The sequence below is a fragment of the Dyadobacter sp. HNCC25DJ183 genome, assembly GCF_056895175.1.
Map to the genome: position 1 here is coordinate 70,309 of NZ_JBXHAP010000008.1, position 21,899 is coordinate 92,207.

At 47.7% G+C, this 21,899-nt stretch carries 18 protein-coding genes and 1 pseudogene; 8 read left to right on the forward strand and 11 right to left on the reverse strand.

What is annotated here, in order from left to right; genetic code table 11:
* Nucleotides 1-53: 53 nt before the first annotated feature.
* From AC1XTG_RS20095 to AC1XTG_RS20115, 5 genes are all read right to left on the reverse strand, one after another.
* Nucleotides 54-440, reverse strand: coding sequence for a GreA/GreB family elongation factor (locus tag AC1XTG_RS20095; RefSeq protein ID WP_056286371.1), 387 nt, complete (start codon nt 438-440; stop codon nt 54-56).
* Between the two features lie 226 nt (nt 441-666).
* Nucleotides 667-1,650, reverse strand: a complete 984-nt coding sequence (locus tag AC1XTG_RS20100; RefSeq protein ID WP_056284372.1) for a hypothetical protein — start codon at nt 1,648-1,650, stop codon at nt 667-669.
* Nucleotides 1,651-1,778: 128 nt separating this feature from the next.
* A complete protein-coding gene (locus tag AC1XTG_RS20105) occupies nt 1,779-2,624 on the reverse strand; it encodes a helix-turn-helix domain-containing protein (RefSeq protein WP_484843181.1) in 846 nt (281 codons plus the stop codon).
* A 5-nt stretch (nt 2,625-2,629) separates the two neighbouring features.
* Complete coding sequence (locus AC1XTG_RS20110; protein ID WP_484843182.1) at nt 2,630-3,445, reverse strand: oxidoreductase; 816 nt, start codon at nt 3,443-3,445, stop codon at nt 2,630-2,632.
* 140 nt (nt 3,446-3,585) lie between these two features.
* The gene (locus AC1XTG_RS20115; protein WP_484843183.1) at nt 3,586-3,864 is read right to left on the reverse strand and encodes a hypothetical protein; all 279 of its coding nucleotides are present in this window, start codon (nt 3,862-3,864) and stop codon (nt 3,586-3,588) included.
* A gap of 336 nt (nt 3,865-4,200) precedes the next feature.
* Here AC1XTG_RS20115 and AC1XTG_RS20120 point away from each other — a divergent pair, with 336 nt between their 5' ends.
* The 7 genes from AC1XTG_RS20120 (at nt 4,201) to AC1XTG_RS20150 (ending at nt 13,127) form a co-directional block, all read left to right on the forward strand.
* On the forward strand, nt 4,201-4,278 hold the full coding sequence (locus AC1XTG_RS20120) for a potassium-transporting ATPase subunit F (RefSeq protein ID WP_082489226.1): 78 nt from the start codon (nt 4,201-4,203) through the stop codon (nt 4,276-4,278).
* A 48-nt stretch (nt 4,279-4,326) separates the two neighbouring features.
* The gene (kdpA, locus tag AC1XTG_RS20125; protein WP_484843184.1) at nt 4,327-6,012 is read left to right on the forward strand and encodes a potassium-transporting ATPase subunit KdpA; all 1,686 of its coding nucleotides are present in this window, start codon (nt 4,327-4,329) and stop codon (nt 6,010-6,012) included.
* A gap of 158 nt (nt 6,013-6,170) precedes the next feature.
* A complete protein-coding gene (gene kdpB, locus AC1XTG_RS20130) occupies nt 6,171-8,210 on the forward strand; it encodes a potassium-transporting ATPase subunit KdpB (protein WP_484843185.1) in 2,040 nt (679 codons plus the stop codon).
* A 61-nt stretch (nt 8,211-8,271) separates the two neighbouring features.
* On the forward strand, nt 8,272-8,835 hold the full coding sequence (locus AC1XTG_RS20135; RefSeq protein ID WP_056284353.1) for a K(+)-transporting ATPase subunit C: 564 nt from the start codon (nt 8,272-8,274) through the stop codon (nt 8,833-8,835).
* Nucleotides 8,836-8,862: 27 nt separating this feature from the next.
* Nucleotides 8,863-9,948, forward strand: coding sequence for a porin (locus AC1XTG_RS20140; protein ID WP_484843186.1), 1,086 nt, complete (start codon nt 8,863-8,865; stop codon nt 9,946-9,948).
* A gap of 299 nt (nt 9,949-10,247) precedes the next feature.
* Nucleotides 10,248-11,372 (forward strand): sensor protein KdpD, encoded by a 1,125-nt coding sequence (locus AC1XTG_RS20145; protein ID WP_484843187.1) that lies wholly within the window; start codon nt 10,248-10,250, stop codon nt 11,370-11,372.
* 30 nt (nt 11,373-11,402) lie between these two features.
* Nucleotides 11,403-13,127: a sensor histidine kinase gene (locus AC1XTG_RS20150; protein WP_484843188.1), complete on the forward strand. Its 1,725-nt coding sequence runs from the start codon at nt 11,403-11,405 to the stop codon at nt 13,125-13,127.
* 135 nt (nt 13,128-13,262) lie between these two features.
* Here AC1XTG_RS20150 and AC1XTG_RS20155 read toward each other — a convergent pair whose 3' ends face one another.
* Nucleotides 13,263-13,772, reverse strand: coding sequence for a T9SS type A sorting domain-containing protein (locus AC1XTG_RS20155; protein WP_484843409.1), 510 nt, complete (start codon nt 13,770-13,772; stop codon nt 13,263-13,265).
* Between AC1XTG_RS20155 and AC1XTG_RS20160 the strand changes: the two genes are divergently transcribed.
* Complete coding sequence (locus tag AC1XTG_RS20160; RefSeq protein ID WP_484843413.1) at nt 13,765-14,106, forward strand: hypothetical protein; 342 nt, start codon at nt 13,765-13,767, stop codon at nt 14,104-14,106. The two genes, AC1XTG_RS20155 and AC1XTG_RS20160, sit on opposite strands and share 8 nt — an antisense overlap.
* A gap of 32 nt (nt 14,107-14,138) precedes the next feature.
* Here the strand turns inward: AC1XTG_RS20160 and AC1XTG_RS20165 are convergent.
* From AC1XTG_RS20165 to AC1XTG_RS20185, 5 genes and pseudogenes are all read right to left on the reverse strand, one after another.
* Nucleotides 14,139-14,696, reverse strand: a pseudogene (locus AC1XTG_RS20165) (hypothetical protein); the annotation flags it as partial.
* 28 nt (nt 14,697-14,724) lie between these two features.
* A complete protein-coding gene (locus AC1XTG_RS20170) occupies nt 14,725-15,393 on the reverse strand; it encodes a hypothetical protein (RefSeq protein ID WP_484843189.1) in 669 nt (222 codons plus the stop codon).
* A gap of 122 nt (nt 15,394-15,515) precedes the next feature.
* The gene (locus tag AC1XTG_RS20175; RefSeq protein ID WP_484843190.1) at nt 15,516-17,093 is read right to left on the reverse strand and encodes a trypsin-like peptidase domain-containing protein; all 1,578 of its coding nucleotides are present in this window, start codon (nt 17,091-17,093) and stop codon (nt 15,516-15,518) included.
* A 513-nt stretch (nt 17,094-17,606) separates the two neighbouring features.
* Nucleotides 17,607-18,701 carry a hypothetical protein gene (locus AC1XTG_RS20180; protein ID WP_484843191.1) on the reverse strand — a complete coding sequence of 365 codons (1,095 nt, stop codon included), beginning with the start codon at nt 18,699-18,701 and terminating at the stop codon, nt 17,607-17,609.
* Nucleotides 18,702-18,706: 5 nt separating this feature from the next.
* Nucleotides 18,707-21,871 carry an FAD-dependent oxidoreductase gene (locus AC1XTG_RS20185; RefSeq protein ID WP_484843192.1) on the reverse strand — a complete coding sequence of 1,055 codons (3,165 nt, stop codon included), beginning with the start codon at nt 21,869-21,871 and terminating at the stop codon, nt 18,707-18,709.
* Nucleotides 21,872-21,899 lie beyond the last annotated feature (28 nt).

Genomic DNA, 21,899 nt, shown 5'->3' on the forward strand with positions numbered 1-21,899 from the left:
TTTTGATATGGATTACTGGTTGGACTTTTTTTGAATTAATCTTCCTGTTGCGATCAGCTCTGTTTTACATCCAGGATTTCGAACTTCTTCATACCTGCCGGCATCTTCCATTCCACGGTTTCTCCCTTGCACAAACCGATCATGGCCGCGCCCATTGGTGTTAAAATCGAGATCTTCTTTGCATTGAAATCTGCGTGTGCGGGCATTACAATGGAGAATTCCATTTCTCTGTTCGTGGTCAGTTCCCGTACTTTTACAAACGAGTTCAGGCGAATGCTGTCGGCCGGTAGCTCGTCATCTTCAACAACAATGGCGCGGTTCAGCTCGTAAGACAGGGACATTTCGTTTGTCCCGGTGTTATTGGAGAGCGTTTCTGTAAACTGTTTCAGCATGCGAAAATCATCGCGGCTAAGTATGACGTGGTTTCTTTGCGTGTTCATTTTGATTGACATTAATTGATTGATACCTGTAATAAGGAAATCAGGCCCTTGAAGTCTCCCGCTTCAAATGGCCGATGTGTGACATTCGTCGTTATGTAATAAATAATTCACACACCACTTTTCAGGGAAGTGTGGAGGCAGGAGTTTTTTTGTAAAAAGATGTAGTCTGTTTAGCTGTTCCGGATTGGTGGAAACTGGATTTCAGATCAGAAATAAAGAACAATCCTTAATTCTGATGGATCAGCGCGCTTGCAGCAAGCTGGTGAAAGACTTTCTCATCCAGTTTATAGCGGTCGTTCAGGGTAAGACTGCTTCTTGCATTGAAAAGCGCGTGATTGACAGCATTGTACATCAGCCAGTAAGATGGATCTGAACCAAGTATACGCTGCTCAAACCGGAGCCGTTCTTTGGCCTGTTTGGCTAATTGCACCGGAATAGGCAAGGCTTTCAATATCTCATCGTCGGCCCGGTACACTGTTTTTTGCTGGAACTGTTCATATACCCTAGCCGTCAATGTCGGCTGTTGCTGATTGAGCCCTTCGAGCAGGTTATAGAGCTGCTCCTGAAACATTTCCGGAGCAAGAGTACTTTGATGGATCTTCCGCAACGAAGGTTCTTTTTTTAGCAAGGTCGAAATAGACGCACTTTTTCCTGCCCTTTTCTTTTTCGTCTCGTGCGCCCCTTGTTGCAGCCAATCCTGGTAGTCGGTCAGCGCGGCAAAGGAGTCAGCCCAACCCATTAAACCATTTTGGCACAAAGCCCGGTACATACTCCCGGCGTGCCCTGAACTGCCGTCGAGAATGGTCGTGAGCGTTTGTCCCTGTATGCTGAATGGCGTTTTGCCATTGTAGCTGTTTGTCAAAATAAGACTGCGTTGTAAAGATTCTCCGCCGATCGTGAGTTCGTGGGGAAGAATGATACTGATACTGAATTCACCTGTGGAAGTATACTTGATCTGCAAGCTGTAATCGGAATACAGCTTGTCGATCACCTCCCGGATAAGGATGTTAGGGATTATAGAATAGTCAGCACTCTGAATACCAAAGATAGTTTTCCGCTCTCCCAAAGGCTCGCCAACTACCAGCTGCTGCCTGTCAGTGGCCATGATTTCATAGTCCGGCAAAATATCCGCCAGCCAAACCGGTCTGACCGGATAGCAAATATCATCCCAGGAATCTGATAAACTTGGCTGAGCAGTTAAGTACGTCATGACTTACAATTTTTACAGTTGTAAATTTACTAAGGCAAACTTGCTATTCCAAATAACGGTTCAAACTTTGATCTTGCCAGAGTGCATACTTGTAGTGAAACGATAGGAGCGCTGAGGGTGAGGAATCTCTACTGGCGACTGCTGATCCTGTTTTGTGCAGTGAGCTCGGAGGGTGTCATGCCGAATGTTTTTTTGAATGCGAATGAAAAGTGTGACAGGTTTTCAAAGCCGACTTCCAGGTAAACCTCTGACGGCCGCATTTCTCTTTTTGAAATAAGATAATGTGCTTGTTCCAGTCGCTTTTGTTGCAACCACTTTTCCGGCGTCGTTTCGAATATTCTGGTGAAATCGCGCTTGAATGCAGACAAGCTGCGGCCTGCGAGTTTGGCGAAAGACGAAAGCGGAATGTTGTACTTGAAGTTGTGGTTCATGTACATCTCCAGATCTATCTTATGCGGCTCTTGAAAATCAAACAAAAGCTTTCTTTGAGAATCGCCGGTTTGAAGCAATAGCTCAATCGCTTCGTAGCTTTTGAGTTCTGCGAGTTTTGCGGTTAATCTTTTCGGATGATCGGCATAGGGAAGCAATGAACCGAAAAAGCCTTTCAAAAATGCATTATCTGTCAGGTCGATCATGGCCTTACCCTTGTATGCGTTTTGTTTCGGAAGATCGTTTTCTGATGCATACCGCTGCAAGGTTTTCTGATCGAGGAACAGGCTGATCAATGAAGGCGGCTCGCCGTTGGGACCAGCTTTTTTCAATTTTTTAAACAGCTCATTACGCCGCATCAGGCAGATGGTACCCTCTTTCATTACAAATGTCCCCTCATTCGAGAAGTAATGCGATTCGCCAGAGAGCATGATCCCCAATGCATGATCGGGAAAGTAGTGTTCACTGCTCTGCATTTTCTGATGGCCCTGCGCATACAGGAAGTTGTGCTGAATGACGACGTTTTCCAGTATGCTCGATTCCATTGCGGCTATTTTATTTGGCTCATGATCAGTTTGTCCATTTGCTTGTCGGACAGAATCCTTCTCAAAAATAATAAAAGCGAAGAGGCCAGTTGCGAAGTGGTATACCGTGTTTTCGGGTTTTTGGCTTCGATTCCATTCCTGACGAGCTTGGCGATCACTTCTGGTTCGGCGATATCCTTATTCAATCGGGTAAAAACGTTGTGCGTTTTCGCTGCGAGGTCTTTATAAGCAGTGTGTCCCGAAACTTTCATCAGAATATCCGTTGCGACATTCCCCCATTCAGATCGGGTAGCACCCGGCTCTACCACGATCACGTCAATGCCGAAATCCTTTACTTCACTCCGCATACTATCGCTCAATGCTTCCAAAGCGAATTTGCTTGCGTGGTACCAGCCGCCCAGCGGGAAGGCAATCTTGCCGCCAACTGACGAAATGTTCACGATCTTACCGTATCTGTTTTCACGCATTTTCGGCAAAACCAATTGCGCCAGACGCATGGCGCCGAATACATTCACCTCCAATTGATAGCGTGCATCGCCGATCGGAATATCCTCGATTGCGCCTTCCATTCCAAACCCCGCATTGTTTACCAAAATATCAATACTTCCAGCTTCCTGAAAGATTTGATTCACACAGGCGGTCACGCTTTCATCTACCGTTACATCGAGCGCGATGGGTTTAATGCCATAGCTTTTTAATGTTTCCAGCTTATCGATCCGCCGTGCAGCACCGTACACATTATAACCATGTTGCGCGAGATAAATGGCCGTCGCCATCCCAATTCCAGCCGAAGCCCCTGTTACCAAAACTGTCTTTTTCATGTTGCCTGATGTTTTTGTTTATGTAAAATCTACACAACAAAGGTACCTCAGCCCCACAGGCGCCGGTTTGTTGAAAAGTCCAGGTTTGTTTGTTCAGAGGGTCAGGGTATAAATTGGCTCAGCGGCTGCGAAGTTCATTTTCAAGATCTTGAAAAGCCGTAAATGACCAAACCGACCAGTACTGCTTCTGTGATCCAGATGGTGCGGGTGTTATAATGCGATATTCGCCGGATAAGCCAGTGGCCTCCCAGGCAAAGGATCATGATAGGCAGGCCGAGAACAATTTCAAGCGGATAGTCGCGCTTCTGGTCCGGTGTTCCATAGAGCACATAGAACAAACCATGCAGGATCTCGTACAACCCCACCAATGCACCCAGCGTCAGTGGTGTAATCCAGGTCAGCAACTTCCGCGTGTTCATGTTTTCTGTGGTTTGATCTTTATCAAAGCTACTTTAATGGCTTCCAAAATGACAGGTTGCAAAAAAGGGAAGAAATTCTTTCTGTTCTATCAAAATGATACCGCCTTATCATTTTGATAGGGTTACCTGGTGACCTGGATTAGTGGTATTTCACATTAATGTATTGATCCATAAGTAGATGCAGCATGATGCGTGCAGCTGGCATATTAATGGAACCTCCTCCATCATTACTACTTAAATATCTAAAATCATGTTAACAATCCTCTTAATTCTCGCCGGGCTGATCTGCTTCGCGATCTTTTATGGTTCAGTATACTATTTCGAAAAAATCTGATTATGGCAGCGCTATTCATCGTCGCGATCCTGGTGTTTGGGTACATGTGCTATGTGCTGGTCAAGCCGGAAAAATTTTAAAAACAAGCGGCTTCGGCAACAAACCGGGCCGGACTAAATCACAAATAAATGAATACTGAATTATTAGGTGTTATTGCCATGTTTGTCATCACGGTGGTGCTGGCAATCCCCTTCGGGAAATACATCGCCAAAGTGTACGCAGGCGATAAAACGCTGCTCGACCCGATGCTGGGTCCGCTGGACAAGTTGCTCTTCAAACTTACGGGCATAGATGAAAAGCGCGAAATGACCTGGAAAGAGCACATGTTCGCGCTGCTCACCATCAATATGGTATGGTACCTGCTTTGCACGTTTGTCTTGATGAACCAAAGCTGGCTGCCGCTCAACCCCGATGGTAACCCCGACCAAACCGCCGACCTGGCATTCAATACCAGCATTTCGTTCGTGGTGAACTGTAACTTGCAGCACTATTCGGGTGAAAGCGGCGTGAGTTATCTCTCGCAATTGTTTTTAATGTTCCTGCAATTTGTCAGCGCCGGTACCGGTCTGGCAGCGGCGGCGATCATTTTTATTGCATTAAAAAACAGGACTACCGAGCAGCTGGGCAACTTCTGGAATTTGCTTGTGAAGTCCTGCACACGCATCTTGCTACCGTTGTCGATTTTAGTCGCCACTATTCTGGCGTTCAATGGAACACCGATGACGTTTGACGGAAAAGATACCGTGATTAATGTGCAGGGCGATACGGTTCAGGTTTCTACCGGCCCCGTGGCTGCTTTTACAGCGATCAAACATTTGGGCACCAATGGTGGAGGGTTCTTCGGTACCAACTCGGCGCATCCGCTCGAAAATCCGAATTACCTGACCAATATGGTTGAAATGTTTTCGCAGCTGATCGTTCCGTTCGCGATGGTATTTGCCTTCGGTTATTTTTTGAGACGGAGAAAATTCGGCTGGATGATCTTCGGCGTGATGACGATCGGCTTTATGCTACTCGTCATTCCGACCATGGTTTGGGAAATCAATGGTAACCCGGCGATCGGGAAACTGGGTGTCGATATTTCATCGGGTGCGATGGAAGGCAAGGAAGTCCGCTTCGGCAGCGCCGCATCTGCATTTTGGAGTATAGCCACTACCGTTATCTCGACAGGCTCCGTCAATTCCATGCACGACAGCGCGATGCCGCTTTCAGGAATGATGCAGTTGCTGGCGATGATGACCAATGCATTTTACGGCGGCTGCGGCGCGGGGATACTCAACTTTTTCGTCTTCATTGTACTGGCAGTATTTATCAGCGGTTTGATGGTAGGCCGCACGCCGGAGCTTTTTGGTAAAAAAATTGAGGCGCGCGAAATGAAGATTGCAATGATCGTCGCACTGCTTCACCCGCTCATGATCCTGGCAGGTACCGCATTGGCTTCCGCCTTTCCCGAAGTCACATCGGCCAACCTAAACAACCCGAGCTTCCACGGTTTCAGCGAGATGCTTTATGAATACACTTCTTCGGCCGCCAACAACGGTAGTGGTTTTGAGGGACTTGGTGACAATAATCTCTGGTGGAATATTACAACGGGTATTGTACTGATCTTCTCCCGCTTCATCCCGATCATCGGCCCGGTAGCAATCGCAGGTCTTTTAGCCAAAAAGAAATTCATCCCGGAAAGCGCAGGTACGCTGCCTACTGACTCAGCTACTTTCGGCCTGATGACACTCGGCGTAATCGTGATCATCGCCGCACTATCCTTCTTCCCGGCACTTACGCTGGGGCCAATTGCGGAGTATTTTAGCTTTTAGAGCTATCAGCTGTCGGTTATCGGCAGTCGGCTTTTGGGCCGGTTACATTTAAAAATCTTATTGGAGGATTTCAAATATCAATTAAACCAATGCTGTCTAATAAATGCAGAAAGCTCAAAGCCGATTGCCGAAAGCCGACTGCCGACAGCCCATATACAATGAAAACTCAAAGTGCATCCTTATTCCAAAAGGAGCTTGTTAACGAGGCGATTAAGCAATCGTTTATAAAACTCAACCCAAAATTGCTCTTCCGTAACCCGGTCATGTTTACCGTGGAAATCGGGACCGTAGTGATGCTGATCGTCAGTCTGTGGATCCTGGCGGGTGAAAAATCGCAGGGCAGCTTCGGCTATAACTTCGTGGTATTTCTGATCCTTTTCCTGACGCTGCTTTTTGCCAATTTCGCAGAAGCAATTGCCGAAGCCAGGGGTAAAGCGCAGGCGGACAGTTTACGGAAAACACGGGAAGAAACCCAGGCGAAACTGGTTGTCGACAACGTGCAGGGATTCAATGTAAATACCAAACAGGTGATGTCGGCCCAGATGAAAAAGGGCGACGTGTTTATCTGCGAGGCAGGCGACAACATTCCGATGGACGGTGAGATCATCGAAGGTCTGGCTACCATCGACGAGAGTGCGATCACAGGTGAATCCGCACCGGTAATCCGCGAGGCAGGCGGCGATAAAAGCAGCGTCACCGGCGGTACCAAAGTGCTTTCCGACCGGATCAAAGTACGCGTGACCACTGCGCCGGGCGAAAGTTTTCTGGACAAAATGATCGCGCTGGTAGAAGGTGCCAGTCGCCAGAAAACACCGAACGAAATTGCGCTGACGATCCTGCTGGCTGGTTTCACGCTGGTATTTATCATTGTGTGTATCACCTTGCAGCCTTTTGCCAGCTACGCAAGTACGCCAATTACGATTGCTGCATTCATTTCCCTGTTCGTGTGCCTTATCCCAACCACGATCGGCGGGCTGCTTTCGGCCATCGGTATTGCCGGCATGGACCGTGCATTGCGGGCAAATGTGATCACCAAATCAGGTAAAGCAGTGGAAACTGCCGGAGACGTGGACGTGCTTTTGCTGGATAAAACAGGTACCATCACCATCGGTAACCGTAAAGCCACCCGGTTTCACGCTGCCAGAGGCATTAATGATACTCATTTTATCAAAAGCGCCGTACTGAGCTCGATTGCCGACGAAACGCCGGAAGGTAAATCCATCCTCGAACTGGCCAATGCGACGCCTGCTACTTACACTTTGCCCAGTCCGAAGTTTGTAGAATTTACCGCCGAAACCCGCAGTTCAGGAGTCGATTATGAGAATACCCGCATCAGAAAAGGGGCTTTCGATTCTATCAAAAAACTGGTGGAAAGCGCGGGCAACCATTTCCCGGAGGAGATTGATACCAAAGTGAAAGAGATCTCCAACAATGGTGGTACCCCGCTGGTGGTTGCTGAAAACGAGCGGGTACTGGGTGTCATCGAGTTGCAGGATATTATCAAAACCGGTATCAGCGAGCGTTTTGAAAGGCTACGCAAAATGGGCGTCAAAACAGTAATGGTAACAGGTGATAACCCGCTGACTGCCAAGTTTATCGCCGAAAAAGCAGGTGTAGACGATTTCATTGCCGAAGCCAAGCCGGAAGACAAAATGAACTACATCAAGAAAGAACAGGAAGGCGGCCGCCTCGTGGCGATGATGGGTGACGGTACCAACGACGCGCCTGCATTGGCCCAAGCCGACGTAGGTGTAGCGATGAACAGCGGTACCCAGGCAGCGAAAGAGGCCGGCAACATGGTAGACCTGGACAACGACCCGACCAAGCTGATCGAAATCGTAGAAATCGGAAAACAACTCCTGATGACCCGCGGTACGATGACTACTTTCTCCATCGCCAACGACGTAGCCAAGTACTTTGCAATAATCCCGGCACTTTTTATAGCCAGCATTCCGGCGCTGCAAGGATTGAATATCATGCGCCTGTCCAGCCCTGAAAGCGCAATACTCTCAGCCGTGATTTTCAATGCGATCATCATCCCATTCCTGATCCCGCTGGCTTTGCGCGGCGTAAAATATACCCCGATCGGTGCAAGTGCATTGCTGCGGAAGAACCTGTTTATCTACGGCCTGGGCGGCGTGCTGGTTCCTTTTGTGGGAATTAAAGTGATTGATATGGTAGTGAGTATCTGGTTGTAAAAAAATACAAAAGTCAAACAAAGGTCTAAAAGCTAATCGCTAACAGCCAAAAGCTAAAACTATGAAAACGAATTTAATGCCTGCCATCAGGCTCACTCTTGCTACACTCGTGCTTTTTTGTGTAGTGTATCCCGGCATCGTCTGGGCGATTGCCCAGCTTGCTCCCAACAGTGGAAAAGGAGAAGTGATTATAAGTGGCGATAAGAAGTATTACGCCAACATCGGGCAGGTTTTTACGGAAGACAAATATTTCAATTCCCGTCCGTCCGCGGTGGACTATAACTCTGCCGGTAGCGGGGGTAGCAACAAAGGCCCATCCAATCCCGAGTACCTGGCTGTGGTGCAGGCGCGGATTGATACCTTCCTGGTGCATAATCCGGGCGTCGCAAAAGAAGATATCCCCGTAGAAATGGTAACTGCCAGCGCCAGCGGACTTGACCCGCACATTTCGGAGCAGGCTGCATTGATCCAGGCTGAGCGCATTGCGCAAGTTCGCGGTATTTCCAAAACAGCAATCACTGACCTGATCGGTAAAAATACGGAAGGCGCATTGCTGGGCATTTTCGGCCCGTCGTCACGTGTCAATGTATTGAAGCTGAACCTGGCTTTGGACGCGCTTAAATAGTAATTCAATTTTTTGATTTTAACACAAATGAAAAAGTACCTCGTGGCAGCTATGATGCTTGCCTTGTTTCAAAATACCAATGCCCAGGATTCAACCGAGACTGCCCCTGTATTTACCGTAAGCGGATACCTGGAAGCTTATTATAATTGCGATTTCAACCGTCCGGTTAATAACACCACGCCGTCGTTCTTATACAATTTTAACCGTGCAGGTGAAGTCAACATCAACCTCGGCTTTATTAAAGGAAGCTACAACAGCGACCGCGTCCGCGCGAACCTGGCTTTGGGAGTAGGTACTTATATGAATGCCAACTACGCCGCCGAGCCGGGCGTGCTGAAAAACATTTACGAGGCCAATGCTGGTGTGAAGCTCGCTAAAAATGCCAATCTGTGGCTGGATGCAGGTATTATGTCGTCGCACATTGGTTTTGAGAGTGCGATCGGAAAAGATAACTGGGCATTGACCCGCAGCTTGGTGGCCGAAAATTCGCCGTACTTCGAATCGGGCGCAAAGCTGAATTTTACAACAAATAATGGCAAACTCTACCTGGCCGCGATGTACCTGAACGGTTGGCAGCGTATACAGCGCGTGGACGGCAATACGACCCCGGCATTCGGGACGCAGGTAACTTACAAACCAAGTTCGGCTGTGACATTGAATTACAGCACATTCATCGGCAACGACAAGCCCGACAGCGCGCGCCTCATGCGTTACTATCATAATGTGTATGGGATATTCCAGTTAAGTCCGCAATGGGGCATCACCGCCGGTTTTGATTACGGTACCGAGCAAAAGGAAAAAGGCAGCAGCAAGTATAACCGGTGGCTGGTACCCGTCATGATCGTGCGCTACTCGCCAACTTCAAAAGTCAATGTCGCCGTTCGCGGGGAATATTTTGAAGACAAAAATGGCGTGATCATTGCGACGGGAACGGAGTCAGGATTCAGGACGTGGGGCTTTTCAGTGAATGCAAATTACCTTATTTTGCCGAACCTGGTTTGGCGGATTGAAGCGCGAACTTTGTCGAGTAAGGATCCGATTTTTGTGGAGCAGAATGATGGTGTTAACAGGGATAATACTTTTGTCACGACGTCGCTGGCGATATTGTTTTAATATGATCTAGCCTTCTGGATTAAGCCACTTTTGTCATTCTGAGCGTAGCTTCCTTTTGTCACCCTGAGCGGACCGGGCCGCCGGGCGGTCGAAGGGCGCAACCGGAGGTAAAGCTAACGACATTGCTGTAGCCTCTGGCCACGCCACCTTTGTCACCCTGAGCGGAGTCGAAGGGCGCAACCGGAGGTAACCAGGTAACATTGTGCTTACCTCCGGCGATGCCCTTCGACCGCCCGGCGGCCCGGTCCGCTCAGGGTGACAAAAGGAAGGAAGAAACCAACAACCCAAACCCCCACCTCATGTCCGAAACCAACCCAAGCGCGCAACACTTCCTTGACCTGATTAAAAAGTCACGGCGGGGGAAATTTAAAATTTACATTGGTATGAGTGCCGGGGTGGGGAAGACTTACCGGATGTTGCAGGAAGCGCATACGCTTATGCGGAATGGGATTGATGTGAAGATCGGGTATGTGGAGACGCATAACCGGAAGGAGACGCATGATTTGCTGGATGGATTGCCGGTGATTCCACGCAGAAAACTCTTTTATAAAGGGAAAGAACTGGATGAGCTGGATGTGCAGGCGGTGATCGGGCTGCGGCCGGAGATTGTGATTGTGGATGAGCTGGCGCATACCAATATTGAGGGGAGTAAAAATGACAAACGCTGGCAGGATGTGCTGGAAATTTTGGAGGCGGGGATCAATGTGATCAGCGCGGTGAATATCCAACATATTGAAAGCCTGAACGAAGAAATTAAGCAGATCACCGGTGTGGAAGTGCGGGAGCGGATTCCCGACAATGTGCTCGCAATGGCCGATGAAGTGGTCAATATCGATTTGACGGCGGATGAATTGATCACGCGGTTGAAAGAAGGCAAAATTTACCAGCCTGAGAAGATCCAGACTGCGCTGAACAACTTTTTTCAGGCCGACAATATCCTGCAATTGCGTGAGCTGGCATTGAAAGAAGTAGCCAGTCAGGTAGAGCGGAAGGTGGATTCGCAGGTGCCGAAAATGATCGCGCAGCGTCGCGAGAAATTTCTGGCTTGCGTGAGTTCCAATGAAGTCACTGCCAAGCATGTGATCCGGAAAACGGCCCGGCTTGCCGGCTATTATAACAGCAAATGGTTTTTACTTTACGTAGAAACTCCCAAGGAAAGTAAGGACAGGATTGCATTGGACAAGCAGCGGCATTTGATCAATAACTTTAAATTGGCGACCGAAATGGGCGCCGAAATTATCCGCGTGCAAAACCGGAATATTTCAGAAGCGATTATTCAGGTAGCCGAGCAGAAGGAAATCACGACCATTTGCATTGGAAAGCCGCATATTACATTGATAAGGGTTATTTTGGTTACAAACCTTTTTAATAACCTCCTGAAAAAACTATCATCCTCAAACACCGATCTTGTGATCCTTTCCTGAAAAACCGGATCTTGCCAAACAACCCAACTCATGAATATTAAAACCAAACTTCGCCTGAGCATCGGTCTGCTTTTCGTAATGATTTTGCTGCTTACACTCATATCGTCCAAATACATTTACAGTCTGCGCGACGATACCACCAACATTCTGGCCGACAATTATCAGTCACTGGAATATTCCCGCAACATGCTGACCGCACTGGATCAAATGCAGGCAGACCCGAATGCAAGGCTGGCTTTTCAGACGAATTTGAAAAAACAAAAGGCCAATGTTACCGAAATAGGAGAGGCGGAAGCGACCCAGCGCGTGGAAGACCACTTTCTGGAACTGCTATCAGATCGCAACCAGACAAATGCATTGCCGCTGATCAGGAAAGACATTTCGGAGATCATGGGTGTGAACATGCGTGCGATACAGGCGAAAAGCGATAAGGCGGTTCTTACTGTCAAATCGGCGATTGCGTGGATTCTCATTGCAGGCACGATTTGCTTTATAGTTTCATTGACGTTATTCATCAATTTGCCCGGCAGCATTGCCAATCCGATCAAAGCGCTGGCTGAAAGCTTTCGTGAAATCGCGGGCAAAAATTATGCACAACGCGTTCACCTGGACCGCAAGGATGAATTCGGTCAATTGGCTGACTCTTTTAATACAATGGCGGAAAAACTGGAAGAATATGACAACAGCAATCTGTCCAGGATATTGATCGAAAAGAAGCGAATTGAGGCTTTGATCAACAATATGCATGAGCCCGTTATCGGTTTGGATGAAAATAAAATTGTCCTTTTTGCCAATGAAGAAGCATTGAAAATTACTGGTCTCTCGATGTCGGATATGATAGGCAGGTCGGCATTGGAATTGTCTTTACAAAATGACCTGATCCGCGCGCTGATACAGCAGCCGCAGACCGCCAGCACATCGGGCAGTCAGCCTGCGCTGAAAATTTACGCAAACAATAAGGAAAGCTATTTCGAGAAAGAAATCGTGGATATCACCATTACGCGCACCGGAGAGCGGCAGAAAGCTTTTATTGGTCAGGTGATTGTGTTGAAAAATGTGACGATGTTTAAAGAGCTGGATTTTGCCAAAACAAACTTCATAGCGACCGTTTCCCACGAATTGAAAACACCGATATCTTCCATTAAAATGAGTCTGCAACTGCTGGATAACCATCACACTGGCGAGGTGAACGAGCAGCAGAGACAGCTGATTGAAAGCATCCGCGAAGACAGCGACCGACTACTGAAAATTACGGGCGAGCTGCTGAATATGTCGCAGGTTGAAACCGGGAACATTCAGCTGACGATCCAGCAAAGCAAGCCGGAGCAGATCCTGCAATATGCTTTGGATGCAGTGAAAACGACGGTGGATCAGAAAGACATTAAGTTGATGATCCTGGTGCCTGAATATCTGCCTGACGTGAAGGCCGACCTGGAAAAAACGGCGTGGGTATTGATCAATTTTCTCACGAATGCGATCCGGTATTCGCAGCCCGAAAGCAAGGTGCTCGTGGAGATCAGGGAAGAGAAGAATGCGATTCGGTTTTCGGTAAAAGACGAAGGAAAAGGTATAGACAGCCGCTATCGCGACAGGATATTCGACCGCTATTTCCAGGTACCCGGAAGTGCCAAAACAGGTACGGGACTTGGACTGGCAATCAGCAAGGAATTTATCGAAGCACAGGGGGGCAGCATCGGGGTTGATAGCGAAGTGGGAATGGGGAGCACATTTCACTTCGAGCTTGCCAGAGCGTAGATACTTGTTGTTCCGTCGGATTTGAACATTACGGTCGCTAGTATTTGCCGGAGTATCAAATAAGGACGTTATGAAAAGGATAAAAGCAAAAAAGCCCCTCCACTTGCGCGGAGGAGCTTTTGCGCCTTTGGCTTCTCATTTTAAAACTACCTGTACTTTCTCCGGCTTTTTATTCGATTTAACCGGGTACAGGAGGTGAAGAAAGTAGGTGCCGCGTGGTAAATCGCTCACGTTCAGGTCAAACTTTTGCTTTTTAGATAGGTCTGTCGTGCTTTTGCTAATATTCGTATCAACCTTTTTCATTGTCATGCCCGATCCTTCACTGATAAGAAGGATATTTTCCGGTAATGTGGGATTGTCCTCTGCCGATTCAAATTCCACTGCGATCACATCCGTCGCAGGGTTTGGGTATATCGCCATTTTGAAACAATTTTGAGAAATCAGCGATGCGCCGCTGCTAAGGCTGCCGCAACTATTTGACACGTTCAGGCTGATCGTCGAATATTCAGCCGTATAGTCGACGAAATCGACGTATGAGTTTGTTGCCGAACTACTAAAATAGCCATTGTTGCCGCCGCTTCCATAGGTTTTAGTCCAGTTGTAACTGAGCCACTGCTGATAGCTGGGGGAAGCTGATATGGTCAAAGTACTTCCTGTACAGAAAGTGGTGTTCGACGGCGATACACTACTCAGAATCGGGTTCCCGACCCATACTTCCCTATTGACGTTAAAGGTCCCGCAGCCGTTTACTATCCGGCCGGTAATTGTGACAAGCCCATTGCTCGATCCAACTCTCGTAGCCACTCCCGACGAATTGATAGTGAGCTTACTGGCGTCACTTGTAAGCCAGGTAACTGATCCCGTGGCAGTACCGTTCAATGTAAAAGTGGAGCTGGTACATATAGGACTGGGCCCATTTATGGCAGTCACAGTGCCTGTGCCACTAGGTCTGGTAATCACTAATGTTTGGGACGTATAAAATCCGGATACATCCGATCTCATAGCCCTTACCGTAATTGATCCGCCAGATGAACCTGGGGTGACTGTGATACTGTTCCCACTGCCGGTGTATGTCCAGCCACTCGGAAGAAACCATTGATAGGATGTAGCGTTTGTAACCGGATCAACCGAAGCCGTGAAAGAGCTCACCGAGCAGTTAACAGCGTATGATCCGCTTTGAGCAGCACCGTCTATCTTGATATTGCCCACAGGCCCTAAATATCTTATCTGGGTTGATCGGGTTACCGATGTACAGGTAGAACTTGGGTTGCAAGCAGAGACAGCCACAGATATCGTGCCGTTTGAAGCAGAATTATTCCATTTCACAGGCACTGTCACTAGTCCTACGCCGGTCGATGCAGTTGTAATGACGCCATTTGTAACGGTCCAGGTATAGGTACAGTTACTCGGAGACGATGCACAAAGGTTCGTGACAATATAGAATACATTAGTTTCCGGCGGCGCCGACGTAGCATAACTTGAATTGACAGGTTGAATCTGAAGAGTTTGAGCGGAGGTCTTTAAAGCGACCGTCAGCAGCAGCGCTAGTACAAGTAAAACATTTTTCATAGGGCATAATAGTTATACAGTTAGATGATTAGAAAAAAAATGAAATGTACAGATGGTTTAATGGCAGGAATTTAATTCCGTATCCACGTGTAACGCCCGCGTCATTTGAATTTTGTCCAATAAATGCTTTGGATCTCTGCGCATAATAGGCCAAAGAAGTTTCTGTGGAGATTGCCAGATTTTTAAGTACGAAATAACGAACTCCAACAAACGCGCCTGCTCCAATTTTGCCAACAGTTACGGTAGAAGTTTCAAATGTGTCTGGCAACTGATCCGAAGGAACATTCTTTTGTTTATACCAGGAATAACTCGCATATGGTCCGTAAAACAACTGGAACCGGCCGTTTGATTTTCTGAATTCTATCCCGGCTTCCAACAAATAATTCAATGTTGATTGCGTATAAAGTGTAATGGCGGGAGAGAGTGAGTCCACTTTTCCGGAAGGCTTTAAGTTCTCATAATCAAAGCCCACATTAAGACGGAGTGCGCTCTTTTCCGGATTTTTCGCGTATCTCAGCATCATTAACGGCGTTCCTGATTTTAACAGATTGTAAGCATCAATGCTTAAATCCCAATGTAATTCATTTTGAAAATAACTGGTAGATTTTGTCAAATCCTGTGCATTGGTTTGCGGAACAAATGCGAATGCGATCAGAAACAATAAGTACAGAAATGATAGCGCAATTTTCGGCGACATTTACTAAAATAGTTTTGGTGATTGTGATTGTTTGATTAAATAAAATTCTCGGAAAGGAATACTTTTTAAACTGTAAGGAAACAGCTAAAAGGATTTCCAGAATGGAACAGAAAAGTATCTCCTTACTTAATATTGACCCTCCGTTTCTCTACCTTTTTACCTTTAACAATATGGACGAAGTAAGTTCCGCTTTCAAATTTGCTTACGTCGATCTCCATTTTGTTATTGACGATATTCTTTCGTATCCTTTCACTCGTTACATCCAGGGTTAAGGCAGGGGTTGATGATTTGTCGCTAAAAAGGTATAGTGCATCCGGTAGCAATTCTTTCTGGTCGGTCCTGCTAAATTCAACTGTTAACACATTGCTTGCAGGATTGGGATAGATGAGAATTGACGACCAATTAGCCCAGAATTCAATTGTTCTTGTGGACGTGCCACATTCGTTTGTAACGGAAAGCGGACTGAAGAAAAGACTTTGTCCTGGTTGCAGTTGAAAGTCAAACCGGTTTATGCCGGGTGAGCCGCTCGGAATGCCGCTACTCCAGCTTTGATTCCATGAATAGGAAGTATTGCGAACTGGATAGAGCGTCATGTAGTGATTATCGTAGGGCGTCACAACCGTCAGGGAACTGACAGGTGTGTTGGAAAAATCATACGTCAGCAGGTTCAATGCAGGTTTTCCCACTGTAAGGTCCAGCGTTATCGCCTGGCCTTCCCACGTGGCCCTGACCCAGCCCCAGCCCGACGCACTCGGACCATTGGCTGTAATGTTTGCAAAATTGCCGCCTGAATTTACAATTGAAACATTACTTGATGTAGTCCATGTAACATTCTGACCGGCCGCCAAGTGCGGCATGTTCACAGTCCTGTTCGTGCCGTAACAAAGAATTTCCGGACGTATTCCGTTAAAGGAAAACGGCTTCAAATAATCCATGCTGGTCAGATTGGAATAGGGAGAAAGCCAGTATTTTAATTGCTTGTCAGTCGACGAAGACCTGTCCCACATTTTGTCAAACCTTCCGAAGTTTTCGGCATATGACAGCGCTCCGATAACTTGTCTCGAATCATTTAGCAATGCACCGCCAGATGCTCCGGATGCAGTTCCTCCCTGGTCCCAGCTGACAGTTGTTTTCCATGGATCATAGGATTGTATTGTCGCTTTATGTCCAAACGATATTTTTTGGGGATCGCCATTAGGATGGGCAATGTGCGAGAAGTTTCCGGAGGGAGCTTCTCTTTTCCAACCCGCATAAACGAGATCAGGATCAAGAGGCAAGTTGTTAGGATGTATCTCCAATAAAGCGAAATCGGTAAAGAAGTCAGCAGCTCTGAAAATTGCTCCGGTATAAACTTCCGTTGTTTCGTTGACAGTACCGCCACAGGTTGTACGACGAAGCTTGAATGTAAATGTTGCATTTTGCGCAGATGCCTTTTCCGCAGCCGACAGGCTTACATCAAAGTTGTTAGCGGTCAATATATGTCTGGCTGTTAAAACATACGGTTTTTTATCATTGTTTTCATTGTTCAATAAAATACCTGATGCAGTAACACCATTGACTGATATCTGGCATACCGCATTTGCAGGAATGAGATAGCCGGGAGGTGCACATTGTACATTAGTTTGTGCGACAGATTCTCCTATGCAAATCGAGCTGCATACAATGAGAATAAATGCAATCCTTTGTAGAGCGTTTTTCATATGTGATCATTTTAGAGTTGATGTTCATTTGTGTTGCTGGAATGCGCGTATTTTATGTTTCTTAACCTGAGCTGCGCATTAATTATATGCGTATCAATCGGGTGGAACTTTGCAAAAAAGGTTTTGCGCAGGCCAAAGCTTTCGAGATCTAAATTCATGTGAATCAGATCTGTTTATTAAGCAAGTTTAACGGGTAAGAAATATGCTTTGTTAAAACGCGCCACTGTATACGCTTCCATATAGCATTGTTAATTGATGCAGGCGATAATGCACTGAATAGTGTGAGGAGCTTTCTGAACAGAGGGACGTTTAACTTGTAAGAAAGTTACTTGAATGTCAGACTCGCTTCAAAAAAAATCGACTAACACAATATAGCATTCGATGAATGCAACTTAATCTTCGACAAACACAGAATAAATACAGTCGGGGGTACTTTGCCGGGAATGATTTGGAAGGGAATTCCGGTAATGGGAGGTTGAGGCAGGTGCTCCATTTGAGCACCTTCAGAAGTTGTTACCGCGAGGCCGATCGTGCGCTTTCGAATTCTTTTACTGCCTTTTGCACGACAGGTATATCGCTTTGCGACAGCTTTTTTACAGTTTCAAGAACCTGCGGGGATTGGGTGCGACTGTGCTTTAATGCGGCGAGAATTTTGACAGACATCCAGGGATTTTCCGCACTTAAATCTTCTGCCAAAGTAGTGTAAAAGCTTTCCGATAGCTGGGCTGCGGGTCGTAACCGGGTCAGTATCTCCACGCGTTCGGGCTGTTTTTTATTTTTGTAAATGGCTGCCAGGCGGTCTTGTAATGCAGGTTGTGTCAGGTCCAGCTGCTGTAATGCATTGAGCGTCACTGCGTGCAGCGTAGGATTTGCAGCATCGGTAAGACTGCTTAAAACGAGCGATTCTGTGAAGCTGTTTTGCGGCAGATTTCCCTGCGCGAACATATCGAGCAAAAAAGGCTGGTATTTTTCGCGTTGTGCCTGCAATGCTTTTTCGAGGAGATTTTTGTCAGTCAATCTCGCAGCAGTCAACTTTGCAAGTTGTTCTTTTTCTCCTACATGGATTAAATGCCAGAGCGTATGCGTGGTGTAAACAGCCTTTTCCACCGCCGCCTGCGCGATTTCATGTTTGGTAGCACCGCTTACCACATCCACGCTGTCTTCTTTTTTCTCGTCCACCAGCTCGCTCAACGAATATTCCCGCAGCGGCGACCAATCATCGTTCAGGATCGACATGAGTCTCCGGTAATCGAACGTGGAAAAATCGCTGTGATCGGTTTTGGTTAACGGCTCTTTAAATACTTCCAGACCAGCAAAATCGCCGGTTCCGTCCCAATAAATCCCAACGTCTATCGGGCGGCAGTCGCCGGTGAGGCATACCTCGGTGGCAATGCGCCGGTACCAGTAAATAATACCGTCTGGAGTAGTGAATTCCTGAACCGCAAAGGGTTCCATGTGGTCGTCGTTGATGCTTGCTGAGAATCCTTCGGTAGTCAAAGTCAGCCTTTCCAGCTCGGGAGTCCGGTAATAAGTTCTTTCCACCAGCTGCCCGAAAGTCAGCGTGGTGGAAAGCAGGAAAAACAACGGTATCAATCGGTTATTTAGCATTGATATTAGATTTCGACTTCTTTTTTCAATGCCCTCACAGGTTGCGGATAGGAGAGTCCTGCCACGTATTTCTGCCATTCCTGCGGCTTGTAACCCCAATTTTTCCCTGTAAGTTCTTTCAGTTCATTGAGTGCAAATGTCTTGTAATTATAATGCAGATCTCCGAGATAAGCTTGTAAAAGCTCGTACCCTTTTTTGCTTCCGCACCGCGCCATGGCCGCCGCCACGCTGATTTCCAGTGAACCGCCGTATACGCGCCACCTCACTTTTTCGTAGGTCGAAGTCACAAAACCGCCCACGTTCGGATCTTTCAATACGTTTTCGAACCCGCTGATCAGTGATGGGTCGGGCAGACGCTCGGCATATACTGCAAGCGCGATGATGCGGTTGTGAAACGGAACAAATTTGATATCAATGCGCTCATTGAAGTAGTCGCTCGTACGTGGTACCATTCCCCCGCCGGAAGCTGTTTTTTCAAGAATATGCCGGATTTTTGCCGTTTCCGAACCACTTCCGGACATGCCCAGCAAAGCAATGTTCTGATTGATTTTCCAGAACAATCCTTCCAGCTTGTTCTTGGGCCGGCCGCGAATGTTGTCGTAATCGTCGATATACCCTTTTGGATAACCGTCTTCCTGTTCCAGCTCGAACAAATTGGCCAGTTCTGCTCCGATGAGGGCATTACCACTGGCCTCGCCAAACCATGCCAGCATTTTGGCAAGCAGCAGCTTCCCTTCCGGACGATCGGTTTTTTCGAAACGTTCTTTGATCAGGGGCAAAATCAACGACTTCTCCACCCGGCTGCATTCGTACAGGTATTCCGTCGCGCCGGATTCCAGCTGTTGCACGCGGCGTTCTATTTCTGCTTTGTCGGCGCGGAGATCACCCGGTTTTTTGCTCAAATATTCAGCCGGAAGATATCCCAGCGAAACCCATTCTTTCTGCAAAGTGCTGACGCTGTAATCTCTTGGACGCACTTTTTTCCAGGCTATGTCGGCAGCGATTTGTCCGGTGAGGTAACCCAGCACGAGCAAATCAGCGGTCATCCGCGTGAACTGCAATGCATTGCGGCTTTGCCCAAACCCGCGACCTGATATCAGCAGGCCGTCGAGCTTTTTGGGGACAATGGAACGGTAAGGAATTTCAACAGTAATGTCATTGGAATGGGGCAGTAGAAATCCACATTTGCTATACTCCGACGAAGCTACATTGTGCGGGTCGAAATCGCTGCTGGCGAGTGCCAGTACATCCTCGAAGTGCCGTTTTTCAACACAATCAATCAGGTCCAGATTATGGATACCATCAATGCGCCGCGACTCGCGCACGGTCATAAATGGGTGAAAGTCATAGCAATGCGCCTCATAATGCGAGATAAAAAATCCGCGCTGCTGCTCGGACACTTTCCGGTTGTCGAGAATGTCGTAGTCACGGTTGGTGGCCGAAGGTAATTTGCCCGCGCCGGCAATGTCCCATTGACTGTAATTTTGGGTAAATCCGATGCGCGAATCGCCGATCTGGAAACTTGCACCCGCCATCGCAGCCACGTCGCCATCACCGGTAGCGTCGATGGTCACTTCGCCAAGTACCAGTTCCAGCTGTCCGTGGCGGCACACTACTACACCTTTCACCGTATTGTCTTTCGAAACTGCCTGGCAAAGTATCGCCGAGGTCAGAAACTGTCCGCCTTTTTCCACCACCGAGCGCAGGTGATAAATCTGCCGCCCGATCTTTTTGTTCATGTTAGCTTCCAGCGCAAGTCTTTCCGCTTCTTCATTCTGTTTTTTGAAGAACACATTTTCTTTCACGCCGTGGTAATACCCCATCACGCCACCCATGGTTTTGGTGCCGCCGAGGTCATTGAAATAGTCCACGACAATGGTATCCGCTCCTTTTTCCACCGAACCGGCCGCAGCGAGCGCCCCGGCTGTACCGCCGCCCGCAATTACCACCTGGGTTTGCTTCCTCGCAACGACTGCGTCCATCCAATCGAGATGTACGGCCTGTAACGGCACATTGAACCCCGGCTCGTCCACCTCTTCGAATTTCACCTTCCTGATATCCAGTTTTTTACCGGGAAGAATCAGGTTTTGAGGAGGTGCGGTTTGTGTCGAAATTTTTACCCGGTCTACCAGGGCCTGGGCATTTTTTTCTAATGCTAAAAGTGCCGTCGCGGAAAGGGGTGTAGCGGTACTATCCAGCACGTAATGTCCATTTAATGACGGAATTGGAGCTGCATTGTCTGCTAGTGTCAGCGAAGCTTCCAATGCGTATTGCTGGATCTGGGCGGTTGATAAACCTGCGCCCAGTGTCTTGATTTTTAAGCCGAGCTGCGTAGCGATCTGCCTGCCTTTATGCTCGATCTCTTCCAGTTTGTCGGTGTCGACCGAATATTCGAATGCAAGAAATGCGTGGTCGTCCGAGAGTTTTCCCGGGTATAATGTCAGCTTATTTCCATCCAATCCAAAAGCGGCATCCGTTTTGATCTCCTTGAATGCCGGTTTACTTACTTTATTTAATTCCACTACAAAACCGGCCTTTTGCACTTTCAGCGACTTTCCTGCCAGCCGGCGGCTGAATATCAGCTGGTCGGAAGCATCGATAAAGGTTTTGCATGGAACGGAGAAAATACCCTGTTTGGTAGCCAGCAATACGCCGCTTACCTGACCTTTGCTTTCAAACAATCCGCAGGTATCGGTCATCAGCAAAAGATCCACTTTGCCGACGAGCAGGTTGCGTACCATTCCCTTTCGGATACTGCCTTTGAAAAGCGCAATGTGATCGCCAAGCTGACTTTTTCCTTTGCCGGTACCTTTGGTATTCTTGATTTCCATGAGCTCCTGCTCGGGTAGCAGCAGTTCCTGCAGGTCGGGCCGTAATGTGTCGAATCCTTGTGCATTGAGCCAGAGCCGGCTTTTGGCAGCTATTTCAAATCCCGGACTCGACCGCTTTTCCACGACCAGCACTTTCTTCCCTTTTGAAGCTGCGTGGAGCGCAGCGAAGTATCCCGAAAGTCCCGCGCCATTGATCACAATATCGTAATGCCCGACCGCATTCTTGCCATCGAATTGCCGACCGATCTCAGCCATGGCCTGCTCGCTGAGCAACGAGCTGGTCAGGAATACGGCGCCGGTGGCGGGTAATGTCAGATTTAGAAATTTACGCCTGTCCATTGTAAAGGTTTTTAACTTGTCAGGGACA

What these genes read in the sequence shown, in the direction of transcription:
- AC1XTG_RS20110 (WP_484843182.1), bottom strand. Translation starts at nt 3,445, where the DNA reads ATGAAAAAGACAGTTTTGGTAACAGGGGCTTCGGCTGGAATTGGGATG.
- AC1XTG_RS20105 (WP_484843181.1), bottom strand. Translation starts at nt 2,624, where the DNA reads ATGGAATCGAGCATACTGGAAAACGTCGTCATTCAGCACAACTTCCTG.
- AC1XTG_RS20115 (WP_484843183.1), bottom strand. Translation starts at nt 3,864, where the DNA reads ATGAACACGCGGAAGTTGCTGACCTGGATTACACCACTGACGCTGGGT.
- AC1XTG_RS20150 (WP_484843188.1), top strand. Translation starts at nt 11,403, where the DNA reads ATGAATATTAAAACCAAACTTCGCCTGAGCATCGGTCTGCTTTTCGTA.
- AC1XTG_RS20170 (WP_484843189.1), bottom strand. Translation starts at nt 15,393, where the DNA reads ATGTCGCCGAAAATTGCGCTATCATTTCTGTACTTATTGTTTCTGATC.
- AC1XTG_RS20145 (WP_484843187.1), top strand. Translation starts at nt 10,248, where the DNA reads ATGTCCGAAACCAACCCAAGCGCGCAACACTTCCTTGACCTGATTAAA.
- AC1XTG_RS20160 (WP_484843413.1), top strand. Translation starts at nt 13,765, where the DNA reads ATGGTCAAAGTACTTCCTGTACAGAAAGTGGTGTTCGACGGCGATACA.
- AC1XTG_RS20095 (WP_056286371.1), bottom strand. Translation starts at nt 440, where the DNA reads ATGAACACGCAAAGAAACCACGTCATACTTAGCCGCGATGATTTTCGC.
- AC1XTG_RS20180 (WP_484843191.1), bottom strand. Translation starts at nt 18,701, where the DNA reads ATGCTAAATAACCGATTGATACCGTTGTTTTTCCTGCTTTCCACCACG.
- kdpB (WP_484843185.1), top strand. Translation starts at nt 6,171, where the DNA reads ATGAAAACTCAAAGTGCATCCTTATTCCAAAAGGAGCTTGTTAACGAG.
- AC1XTG_RS20135 (WP_056284353.1), top strand. Translation starts at nt 8,272, where the DNA reads ATGAAAACGAATTTAATGCCTGCCATCAGGCTCACTCTTGCTACACTC.
- AC1XTG_RS20175 (WP_484843190.1), bottom strand. Translation starts at nt 17,093, where the DNA reads ATGAAAAACGCTCTACAAAGGATTGCATTTATTCTCATTGTATGCAGC.
- AC1XTG_RS20185 (WP_484843192.1), bottom strand. Translation starts at nt 21,871, where the DNA reads ATGGACAGGCGTAAATTTCTAAATCTGACATTACCCGCCACCGGCGCC.
- AC1XTG_RS20120 (WP_082489226.1), top strand. Translation starts at nt 4,201, where the DNA reads ATGGCAGCGCTATTCATCGTCGCGATCCTGGTGTTTGGGTACATGTGC.
- AC1XTG_RS20140 (WP_484843186.1), top strand. Translation starts at nt 8,863, where the DNA reads ATGAAAAAGTACCTCGTGGCAGCTATGATGCTTGCCTTGTTTCAAAAT.
- AC1XTG_RS20100 (WP_056284372.1), bottom strand. Translation starts at nt 1,650, where the DNA reads ATGACGTACTTAACTGCTCAGCCAAGTTTATCAGATTCCTGGGATGAT.
- kdpA (WP_484843184.1), top strand. Translation starts at nt 4,327, where the DNA reads ATGAATACTGAATTATTAGGTGTTATTGCCATGTTTGTCATCACGGTG.